10 protein-coding genes and 1 pseudogene are annotated in these 10608 nt (G+C 43.4%); 4 read left to right on the top strand and 7 right to left on the bottom strand.

Annotated features, from left to right (window positions below; all coding sequences use genetic code 11):
* Positions 1-376: pseudogene (locus AC5JM2_RS02150) on the top strand (tetratricopeptide repeat protein); the annotation flags it as partial.
* Positions 377-480: 104 nt separating this feature from the next.
* Positions 481-1203, top strand: a complete 723-nt coding sequence (locus tag AC5JM2_RS02145) for a CHAT domain-containing protein (RefSeq protein ID WP_495833267.1) — start codon at positions 481-483, stop codon at positions 1201-1203.
* Positions 1204-1463: 260 nt separating this feature from the next.
* Here the strand turns inward: AC5JM2_RS02145 and AC5JM2_RS02140 are convergent, their stop codons facing one another.
* Positions 1464-2084 carry a TMEM165/GDT1 family protein gene (locus AC5JM2_RS02140; protein WP_495833266.1) on the bottom strand — a complete coding sequence of 207 codons (621 nt, stop codon included), beginning with the start codon at positions 2082-2084 and terminating at the stop codon, positions 1464-1466.
* A 248-nt stretch (positions 2085-2332) separates the two neighbouring features.
* Between AC5JM2_RS02140 and AC5JM2_RS02135 the strand changes: the two genes are divergently transcribed.
* Positions 2333-2485: a hypothetical protein gene (locus tag AC5JM2_RS02135; protein ID WP_495833265.1), complete on the top strand. Its 153-nt coding sequence runs from the start codon at positions 2333-2335 to the stop codon at positions 2483-2485.
* Between the two features lie 167 nt (positions 2486-2652).
* On the opposite strand, the gene AC5JM2_RS02130 is transcribed toward AC5JM2_RS02135, so the two are convergent.
* The 3 genes from AC5JM2_RS02130 to AC5JM2_RS02120 form a co-directional block, all read right to left on the bottom strand.
* Positions 2653-3576, bottom strand: a complete 924-nt coding sequence (locus AC5JM2_RS02130; protein WP_495833281.1) for an NAD(P)-dependent oxidoreductase — start codon at positions 3574-3576, stop codon at positions 2653-2655.
* Positions 3577-3963: 387 nt separating this feature from the next.
* The gene (locus AC5JM2_RS02125) at positions 3964-5334 is read right to left on the bottom strand and encodes a class I SAM-dependent methyltransferase (RefSeq protein WP_495833264.1); all 1371 of its coding nucleotides are present in this window, start codon (positions 5332-5334) and stop codon (positions 3964-3966) included.
* 274 nt (positions 5335-5608) lie between these two features.
* Positions 5609-6793, bottom strand: a complete 1185-nt coding sequence (locus AC5JM2_RS02120; RefSeq protein WP_495833263.1) for an NAD(P)H-quinone oxidoreductase subunit H — start codon at positions 6791-6793, stop codon at positions 5609-5611.
* A gap of 170 nt (positions 6794-6963) precedes the next feature.
* Between AC5JM2_RS02120 and rsmH the strand changes: the two genes are divergently transcribed.
* The gene (gene rsmH, locus AC5JM2_RS02115; RefSeq protein ID WP_495833262.1) at positions 6964-7833 is read left to right on the top strand and encodes a 16S rRNA (cytosine(1402)-N(4))-methyltransferase RsmH; all 870 of its coding nucleotides are present in this window, start codon (positions 6964-6966) and stop codon (positions 7831-7833) included.
* Positions 7834-7861: 28 nt separating this feature from the next.
* Here the strand turns inward: rsmH and AC5JM2_RS02110 are convergent, their stop codons facing one another.
* The 3 genes from AC5JM2_RS02110 to menA all read right to left on the bottom strand — a co-directional run bounded on the left by AC5JM2_RS02110 (position 7862) and on the right by menA (position 10606).
* A complete protein-coding gene (locus AC5JM2_RS02110) occupies positions 7862-8482 on the bottom strand; it encodes a glutathione S-transferase family protein (RefSeq protein ID WP_495833261.1) in 621 nt (206 codons plus the stop codon).
* Positions 8483-8799: 317 nt separating this feature from the next.
* Complete coding sequence (locus AC5JM2_RS02105) at positions 8800-9540, bottom strand: class I SAM-dependent methyltransferase (protein WP_495833260.1); 741 nt, start codon at positions 9538-9540, stop codon at positions 8800-8802.
* Between the two features lie 154 nt (positions 9541-9694).
* Positions 9695-10606, bottom strand: coding sequence for a 2-carboxy-1,4-naphthoquinone phytyltransferase (gene menA / locus AC5JM2_RS02100; protein ID WP_495833280.1), 912 nt, complete (start codon positions 10604-10606; stop codon positions 9695-9697).
* Between the last annotated feature and the right edge of the window lie 2 nt (positions 10607-10608).

Below are 10608 nucleotides of genomic sequence, written 5' to 3'. Positions count from 1 at the left end.
AGCCGCTGATTTGCTCAAGCAAGCACTCGCCACTGCCAACCAGATTCAGGATTCCCCTTACAAAGCCAATGCCTTAAGTTCCATTGCCCAAGCCATTGGCAAGCTCAACCAACCGGATAAAGCCGCTGATTTGCTCAAGCAAGCACTCGCCACTGCCAACCAGATTCAGGATTCCTCTTACAAAGCCAGAGTCTTAAGTTCCATTGCCGAAGCAGCAGCGAACCTGAAAAACTGGGGACAGGCACTGCAAGTCGCGCAACAATGTTCCAGTGACGATTGTAAGGTGGAATCGCTGACGAAGGTTTTAACGGTTCATGCCGAGCAGAAGCATCCTGAATTGAAGGAGGAGAAGGAGAATGAGGAGGCGGATGAGTGAATTTTTTTCAAACAGCGATAATTAGCGAACAGTCAAAAGTCAAAAGTAATAACATAAATAATTTTGCGTAACCACTTATATAAAAAACCATATCAAATAACACCGTGAAAAAAATTCTCATCCTCTCCGCCAACCCCAAAAACACAAGTCATTTGCGCCTAGATGAAGAGGTGCGGGAAATCAAAAACACACTGCAACTCTCTCCAAATCGAGACGAATTTCAAATCATCACAGAATCTGCGGTACGAGTGGATGATTTAACCCGCTTTTTGTCTCACCATCAACCAACAATTGTTCACTTTTCTGGACACGGCTCTGGTACTGATGGATTAGCTTTGGAAGATAATTCTGGACACGTGCAACTTGTCAGTACACAAGCGCTGGCAAAGCTATTTGATTTGTTTCAAGAACAGGTTGAGTGTGTTTTACTCAACGCCTGCTACAGCGAACCACAAGCCACAGCAATTCACCAATACATTGATTGCGTGGTGGGGATGAATCAGGCAATTGGAGATACGGCAGCAATTAAGTTTAGCGTTGGATTTTATACTGCCTTAGCAGCACTCAGGAATTATGAAGATTGTTTTCAAATGGGTTGTACATCTATTGATTTGCAGGGAATTCCAGAGTATTTAACCCCAGCAATCAAAATTAGGCGACGGCGTTATCAGACAGTACAGGCAACAAATCCAGCCAAATCGGACAAGGATAATGGTATGAATAATGACAATAAAGGCGGACAAAACCGTTCAGTTTCTATTGGGGGTAATGCCACTGGTAGCGCAATTATAACGGGAGATAGTAGCACTGCAAACGTCAGCAACTAGGGGTGTAGGCAATACGGTTCGGATAAGATCCCCCCGCCTGCGGCGACCCCCTTAAAAAGGGGGTAAAAGAGGGTTAAAAGCCCCCTTTTTAAGGGGAGCCAGCGCGGTCTTGGGGGTTTCCCCCATGAGCGACTGGCGTGGTTGGGGGGATCTCCCTTAAGAAAAACAAGCTAACCGAACCGTATTGGGGGTGTAGGAGGGTAAGGGTATACGAGGAATATTTTCCCACACTCCTCCACTCCCCCACTCACCTACTTATCTCACGCTCCTTCAATGGCGGCGACGACACCAAATACTAGAAACAAAAACCCACCGAAAAAGGTGAGTGTCCGTTCAGAAATTCGTCCTGCTAACATTCTGCCGCCAATAACTGCAATCGCAGCACAAATGGCATGTCCCAAAATAGCACCCGCTGTCACCCCAATGGCGTTATTTCCTGCGGCGAGGGCAATTGTGGCAATTTGTGTGCGATCGCCCCACTCTGCCATAAATGTCAGTACAAAGGCTTCTGTTAAAATTGCTAAAGCATTTTTGTTTTTCGGCTGTTTGAGATCTCGCTGTTTCACTGCAGCTTCTGCCTCGTGCACAACTTCTGCATCGCAACTAGAAGCAGGCATTCGACTTGCATCAAAAAGTAGCTTTATACCAAAGGCAAAAAATAAAGCTATCTCCGCAAAATGAATATAAACTTTTGGAAGTGCGGAAACTGCGTGTCCTACGACAACAGAAAGTATTGTCATTGCAGCTAAAGCCGCTATCACACCTGTGAATACAAGCACCCGTGAGTTACGCATCGCTAAAATCACGGCGATAAAGAATGTTTTATCTCCTAGTTCCGAAACCGTAATCAGCAACAAAGCTGCAGTAAAACCTGTTAACACTCTCTCAAGCTCCTTTAAGAATCTTTCTCTTGTGTGAGCTTGATGCGAGCAGTGAGACTCCACCAAGCTCACAGTTGTACTGTGTGAACTTAGTGAAAGTCTCACTTCCAAGAAGCTAATTGCTTACTTGTCACCTGAACCAGGCTTATTGCCAGTATGTTGATTCAAGTGTACTGGTCAGTCTTCTGCCAGCAGCTACTCCCTTTCTTTTAAGTAATTATACATCTATCCAGAGTTGTAGTAAAGCAATGGTTCACTTATTCAGTTATCAGTTTCCGTTAACCCACGCCAACTCTGGTACAACGCCGCAGCAGCAACGCCAGGTGCTGCATTTTATGTTGGCTATTTCCATCAGGGGCGCTTTAAACAAGCATTATGCTGGGACTATTGCACCACTATAGATGAGTTGAGGCATAAGTTAAGGCAAATCCTTAATTCCATCTCTGCGGAAGCGATGCTCTGAAGGGAGCAACCATCGGTGATCGCTTCTATTTGTGTAGCTGAACACCTAAAATAGTTATCTCAATTGCCTAGGAACTTGAATAAGTAGCCAATTTTCTGGCGATGATTATGCACCATCAGTTGATGCATTAATTGCAGAAAAAATTGATGAGTAATCTGCATCAGAAAATGACATTTTCATTGCCATATCTATGATGTCGCGTACACCCTCGATGCTGCTGAGATTTAAACTAGTAGATCTCGCCTCTGAGATGAACAAATCTATATCTTTCATCAAGTGTTTTGTCGGAAAATTCGCATTAGCATAATCGCTGTCAAGCATCCGTTGCAATTTTTTGTCAAAGGTGGGTGCGTAAAGAGCACTCTGGCGCAAAACGTACATAAACAAATCCACATTGATACCTTGATGCTGGGCAAAACCAACACTCAGGGCAAAAGCTGTTGTTAGGGAAGCAATGAGTTGATTTAACGCCAGTTTCAGCGCCGAGGCAGATCCTACAGGACCTACAAGTAAAGGTTCTGGACCAAAATGTTTGAATAACTCCAGGTGGCGTTGATATTGTTCTTGGTGTGCGCCTACCATCACAATCAGTTTGCCATCTTTGACCTCTGGAATGCTACCCAAAACAGGTGCTTCTAAATACTCACCACCAGCAGCAACAACTGCATCTCTAATTTCTTTACTTTCTGTGGGAGTAATTGTCCCCATTTGAATAATGCTATGTCCGGGAACAGTTTGCCAAGACCGATCCGAAAGCAAAACACTGTATATAGCTCCAGCATTACTCAGCATAAGAATGCTACAATCAGCAGCATTAATTGCTTGGTAGGGGCGTTTTACCACTTGAGCACCAGCTGCTTTGAGTGGTTCTAACTTTTCTGGGGTGCGGTTGTAAGCAATAACCTCTATATTCGCCTCTAACAACCTTTGAGCCATCGGTAGTCCCATCAATCCAGTCCCCAGAAATGCTACCTTCATTTTTTCACCTTCCTTAATAAGCGATCGCTTTTTCTGATAATTCGTTTTCAGAATTATTTCTTGCAAAAATCCGATTTGGTGGGTATTTACAACCACGCAGAATTTATTTCATTTCTAAAAATGACTTTTGCAAGACGTCTATTCTTTAGAAAGTGGGGAATTGGCTTGAGTGAAGCAGTCACCAAAACAAGACTTGTCTCCCTTGTTGGCTTTCTCACTCCCTCCCTCAAGAGTGTCCCCGCTTTCTCCATCAGCCACCTGCTGCAAAAGTCACCATAATCATCACTGAGAGTAAAAGACCTGGACTCAGTAGCAACACTAACATCAAAAGATCATGAGAACTCATAATTATTACTCTCCAAAAGATATAATTGCGAATGTAATCACTGCTATAGTAGACCAACAATCACCAACACACTGTTAATAGAGCTTAATTTTTCATGATATTTGCATTTGCTCTGGCACACTCAGTCCTTTTAATGGTTGTGTAGCTTCTTGCTTGGTTAGTCCTTTGGCTTGAACCAGGACACCAAATCCACCAATACCCAAAGGATCTAAAAGCTGATGCAGGACATCCCGACGGTGCAGCAACTGTGAGATGGGTTGCTGTGTGTAAGAGAGGGCAGCAATTCGTTCTCCCAAGCCCAAAGCCATCAAAAACAACGCCTGCTGCGTAAAACCAACTTTATCTAATCCGCAGCGATCGCCCCATCTTTCCAAAGCAGTAAAATCTATATGAGCCGTGATATCTTGTTTCCCAAGATTGATGTACGGGTCATTATGGCGTTGATGATTGTAGTAACACTGTAACGTACCTTGCGATCGCATGGGATTATAATAACGACTAGCAGGGTAACCATAATCAATCGTCAACAGAAATCCACGCTGCAAACGCTCTGCCACTAAACTCAACCAATCCAATGCAGCTAAGTTAACCTCACTACGATAACCATCAGCGTAAGAACTGATATTTATTCCTACAAGTTCAAAATATTCCTCAAGTTTGGTTGTTGAAGGTGTATCTGCAACTTCCACAAATGATGCTACAGGAGTAGAAATAGATACGGGAATTTTTGACTGCTCCCTGCTCCCTGCTCCCTGCTTCCTGCTTCCTGCTCCCTGCTCCCTGCTTCCTGCTCCCTGCTCCCTGCTCCCTGCTCCCTGCTTCCTGCTTCCTGCTCCCTGCTCCCTGCTCCCTGCTCCCTGCTCCCTGCTCCCTGCTCCCTGCTCCCTGTTAAGCGTTCCCTCTTCCTGTGTAGTGACAAAAATCTCCTGCAATTGTCCTTCTTGCAAAACAAATTGATGCACAGGTAAAGCATCCACCAACTCATTAGAAAAAAAGCAGCCAGTGACAGAGTGAGTTGGAATCTCCTCCAAATTGAACCAGCGTACAGAAAATTCTCGCAGCTGTTGCTGTTGTTCTTCCCTTAAAACTGAAGATTTTTCAACAATCACATAATCTAGAGCATTGAAAAAATCAGGATACTGCTGCTTAATATACTTAAGAATATCTAAAGCCAACAGTCCTTGACCTGCTCCCATTTCTACCAGAGAAAATGGTACAGGTTGCCCTAAAATTTCCCACATTTGGAAAAATTGTACCGCCAGTAACTCACCAAAGTCAGCACCAAGGTGAACAGAAGTAAAAAAATCACCTTCCTTTCCCAGCTTCAGCGCCTTTGTGGAATAGTAACCAGTTTGCGGATGATATAACACCATGTCCATATACTCAGCGAAAGTGATTCGCTTTTGGGGACTTGTCGTGATCCGGTGTGCGATCGCTTTACATAGTTCTTGATTGGAAGGCATAAGATTTTAAGGGAACAGGGAATAGGGAATAGGGAACAGGGAGTAGGGAGTAGGGAGTAGGGGGCAGGGAGCACCGGAGAGAGGGAGAAAATAATTCACATGGATTAGTCTTCTGCTTGGCACCCTGCCCGCAATCGCAGCGTGCCTCTTTTCTTCTTCTCCCCCTACACCCCTACACCCCTACACCCCTAATACATACAGATAAACGCCAATAGAACAGAAAAATATCTGCGTCCATCGGCGTCCATCTGCGGTTCAAAAGTCCAAATTTTCCTTATCTATCTACAGAACCCATAATGATGTCAATACTACCGAGAATGACGACAACATCCGCCAGCTTCACACCTTTGAGTAGATGAGGCAGAATTTGCAGATTGTTGAAATCTGCTGCACGAATCTTCCACCGCCAAGGAAAGACGTTATCATCACCAATCAGATAAATTCCCACTTCACCTTTACCGCTTTCGATGCGAGAGTAAATTTCACCTTTAGGAATTTTGAAGGTGGGGGAAATTTTCTTGCTGATGTACTGGTAATCAAAGGCATCCCACTCAGATTTTTTGCCTGCTGCTAAGCGCTTAGCTTCCAGGTTTTCGTAGGGACCACCGGGAAGTCCTTTAATGGCTTGTCTAAGAATTTTGACAGATTCGCGCATTTCCCGCATCCGTACGACATAACGGGCAAAGCAGTCACCAGCGGTTTCCCACTGGACGTCCCAGTCGAAATCATCGTAACATTCGTAGTGATCAACTTTGCGTAAGTCCCACTTCACACCAGAAGCACGCAACATTGGACCAGAAAGTCCCCAGTTAATTGCTTCTTCACGAGTGATAGTGCCAATACCTTCAACACGACGTCGGAAGATGGGGTTATCGGTTACTAAGCGCTCGTACTCATCTATTTTAGGCGTGAAGTAGTCGCAGAAGTCGAGACATTTGTCAATCCAACCGTAGGGTAAGTCTACCGCCACGCCACCAATGCGGAAGTAGTTATTGTTGACCATGCGGTAACCTGTGGCGGCTTCCCACAGATCATAAATCAGTTCCCGTTCACGGAATTGGTAGAAGAAGGGAGTTTGAGCGCCCACATCAGCTAGGAATGGACCAAACCACAGTAAGTGGTTAGCGATGCGGTTCAACTCCAGCATGATGACGCGGATGTAGCTGGCGCGTTTGGGGATGGGAATGTTTGCCAGTTTTTCTGGGGCGTTCACAGTCACGGCTTCGTTGAACATCCCCGCTGCGTAGTCCCACCGACTCACGTAGGGGACATACATAATGTTGGTGCGGTTCTCCGCAATCTTTTCCATTCCCCGGTGCAAGTAGCCGAGTACTGGTTCACAATCAATAACATCCTCACCATCCAGAGTTACAATCAGTCTCAGCACCCCGTGCATTGAGGGATGGTGGGGACCCATGTTCAGCACCATGGGTTCAGTGCGGGTTTCTAATCTTGCCATAAAAAGAGTGTTCTCCGGTTTGGGAAAATTTTAAAATGGAACCGCGTAGCAGCAAAGAGCGCGAAGTAAGCAGTAAGTTGGAGAGAGGTTGGCAGTTGAGCGTTTTCGTTTGATGTTTCGTTTTATTGCACTTGTTCAACTATTATTATATGAAGCGTGAGATAGAGAGAATGGAGGTACAAGATTTTTTTCATGTGCCTGTTTTAAGTCGCCAGGTAATTGAGGGTTTGGCTGTCCGTCCCGATGGGCATTATTTGGATGCAACGGTAGGCGGTGGCGGTCACAGTCGCCTGATTTTAGAAGCTGCACCCGATGTGCGAGTAACGGCTATTGACCAGGATGAGGACGCTTTGGCTGCGGCGCAAAAGATATTAGGCGCGTTTGGTGAACGTGTAAAATTTATTCATAGCAACTTTGCGGCGTACGATTTTCCACTGAGCAAGTATACCGGAATCATTGCTGATTTGGGCGTTAGCTCTCATCATCTGGATACATCGGAACGGGGTTTTAGTTTTCGCCAGCAAGCAAATTTGGATATGCGGATGAACAGGCGACAATCTCTAACGGCGGCTGATGTGATTAATGATTGGGATGAAGCTAAATTAGCAAATATTTTCTTTGAATATGGTGAAGAAAGGTTGTCACGGCGCATAGCCAGACGGATTGTTCAACAACGCCCATTTAACACGACAACAGAATTAGCACAGGCGATCGCCTCTTGTGTTCCCCCAAAATACCGCTACGGCAGAATTCACCCAGCTACCCGCGTTTTTCAAGCCTTGCGAATAGTCGTCAATAACGAGTTAAAATCCCTGGAAACTTTTTTGAGCAAAGCACCACAAGCCCTTGTACCAGGTGGCAAAATTGCAATTATTAGCTTTCACAGCTTAGAAGACCGCATTGTCAAGCATAGTTTCAAAGATTCGCCCTTATTGCAGGTTTTGACGAAAAAACCAATAGAAGCACAAGAAGAAGAAATTGTCAATAATCCCCGCGCTCGTTCTGCAAAGTTGAGGATAGCCGAGAGGGTTGAGGAGTAAGGGAGCAGGGAGCACCCTGCTATACTAGTTACACAGATGCCTGCTCCAAACTATTAATAGTAATATGATTAGGCTGGGTTCTAACTAACTCAAGCCAAGTTTTAATAAACCGATAGTTAGTCAAATCAAAGCCACCCTCATCAGCTACATGAGTATAAGCGTAGAGAGCAATATCTGCTATTGTGTAACGGTTTCCTAGAAAAAACTGCCTAGTTGTCAAATGTTTTTCCATGATATCGAGAGCCACGTAACCTAACTCTGTTTTGGCAGTTAAAGTTTGTTGGTATTCGGATGGTGCGCCAAGATAGCGAGTTATGTAGCGAGCGATCGCAAGATTTGGCGCGTGGCTGTACTGCTCAAAGAAAAGCCATTGTAATGTTTGAGCATGTTCGAGTCGGTTATTTGGTAATAAATTAGTGCCTTCACTGAGGTAACATAAAATAGCGTTTGACTCCCAAAGAAATGTTCCTGTCTCAATTTCTAACAAGGGGACTTTTCCATGAGGATTCTTAGCCAGAAAATCAGGAGTGCGATTCTCTTTTTTCAGAATATCAATATTTACCCATTCAAATTGTCTACATAACTGTTTCAATAATAACTTGACCTTGTAACAGTTACCTGATTCGTTAAACCCATAAACCCTAAGCATCTAATTTTCTCCAAAAATTTATTAATCGTCATTGAGATTGAAGCAATGAGACAGTCGTTTACGACTTCAAAACAGGTAAACGTTTAAGCATCTCCTTGTATGAAGTTCTGTCTCAAAAAACTCTATCCTGCGATGGCAATCCGATTTGATTCGGAGAATCGCTCGCGCAGACGCTTAATAGGGAACGCTTAACAGTGAACAGTGAACAATTGATCACTGGTAACTGGTACTGCGGGTACTTGATAACTGATAAAGGTGTACGTAGCTTCGCAAAAACCAAAGAAGAATTCTATCTTTTGGCGCAGTATACTTTAAGATTAACGTACCGCTATTAATCTACCTGCTGCACCTCCGGTATAGGTATTCGTATTTGTTACTTTTGCACCGCTACTTTCTATTAATTGGATAAAATCAGGCATTTTTAACTGATTAATAATGCTTTGGGCTAAGTAGCGATATGGAGTTGTATCGGCAATAAAAGGACGTACAATCTGGGGTACAATCTTACTCATCCAGATAGTATAAATGTTTCTCCACAGCACAGGTTTTTCTGGATAAAAATGGTCGAGTATGAGTAAACGTCCTCCTGGACGTAGGACTCTTAACATTTGTGCAAGTGACACTTCACGATTTGGAAAGTTACGGAAAGTAAACGCCGTTACCACTACGTCATATGTGCAATCGGGGCGAGGAATAGAACACACATCACCTTCAAAATAGTTACTATCAGCGTCCATGCTACGAGCTACGCTCAGCATTCCAGGGGAAAGATCCATTCCCTCAATTTGTATTCCAGGATAGAAGCGATTCAAACATCTGGTAGACTCTCCAGTACCACAACCAACATCTAGTATTTTTTCACCTGGTTGCAGTTGTAAATCGCGTAAAGCTTGTCGATACCATAAACTAGTGTGCCCAAGAAAAACAAGAGTTCTTAAGAAATCATAACGAGTAGCAATATCGTCAAAGAGATTACGAATATAGTTGCGTTTGTCATCTCCTTCTAATTTGGTTGCTTGTGTTGGAGTGACAGAAGAGTAATTTGTGTTTTGGGACATTCTAATTTTCTCACTGATGTTGACTTGGTTGTTAAGTAGTTGGATAAAAATATTATGCGTCCGCCGCGTGAGCGCAGCGGGCAAGGGAGGGCATACGAAGCGTAAGCACTCCGGGCATAGTGAAGTTTATTTATGTCCACTTACTTAATAGTCATTAGACACTCGGAAGTAAAAATCCGATTCCTAATAAGAATCCAAGGCTTAAGTACATGGATATAGCAATAAACTTACAGTTACTCACCTGATTAGGCTGGTCATGATAATTATTGACATGACTAAATAATTTGAGAGCGTAAAAAAGACTTAGAAAACTTAGCAAGCTCAGCGGTGGAAATATTTTTAATAAAACGAAGACAGCAATTAAAAAATATATTCCATATCCCCACCAAGATAAAACTTGCGCAGATTTTGCGGTACCCAAACGTACAACAGGTGAATACTTCCCTCCAGCTAAATCATCTTCAACTTGGTGAAAATGCGAGCAGAACAAAATTAAGCAGGTTACTAATCCTACAATGACTGAAGCAGCTAAAGCAGTTAGGGACCAAGTTGGATTTTGATTGTAATAAGCTGCACTAACAGACAATGGACCATAGGTGATGAAGCAAATTATTTCACCTATACCTTTGTAGCCCAATCGAAAGGGAGGTCCTTGGTAACTGTAACCTAACAAACATGCAAGTAATACTAAGATAAGAAGCGTTACATCTTTTTGCCAAAAAGCTAATAGCGATGTTGTTAATAAACCTAGAATTAAAAAAGAATTACCAAACCACAACCAAAAATTTGATGTTTCTTTGCCTGTCAAATTAATAAGAGAGTGTAGTTTATTGACATCTACCCCTGTTTCAGCATCAAACACATCGTTACTAACATTCACCCAAATCTGAACGCAAATAGATGCAAATAAAAAAATCAAAAAATTTGTGGGATTAAAGTTTCTAGTCTCTGCGATCGCTACAGTTGTACCCACCCACAGAGGTATGAGAGCAACACTGTAAAGAGGAAGCTTAATTGCAGCACGCCAAAGTTTACTTCTAGATGAATTCTCTATTACTGTTGTCATTT

Source organism: Brasilonema angustatum (assembly GCF_059505445.1).
Note: the sequence above shows the minus strand (reverse complement) of the source record. Positions and strands in the feature narration are given on the sequence as shown.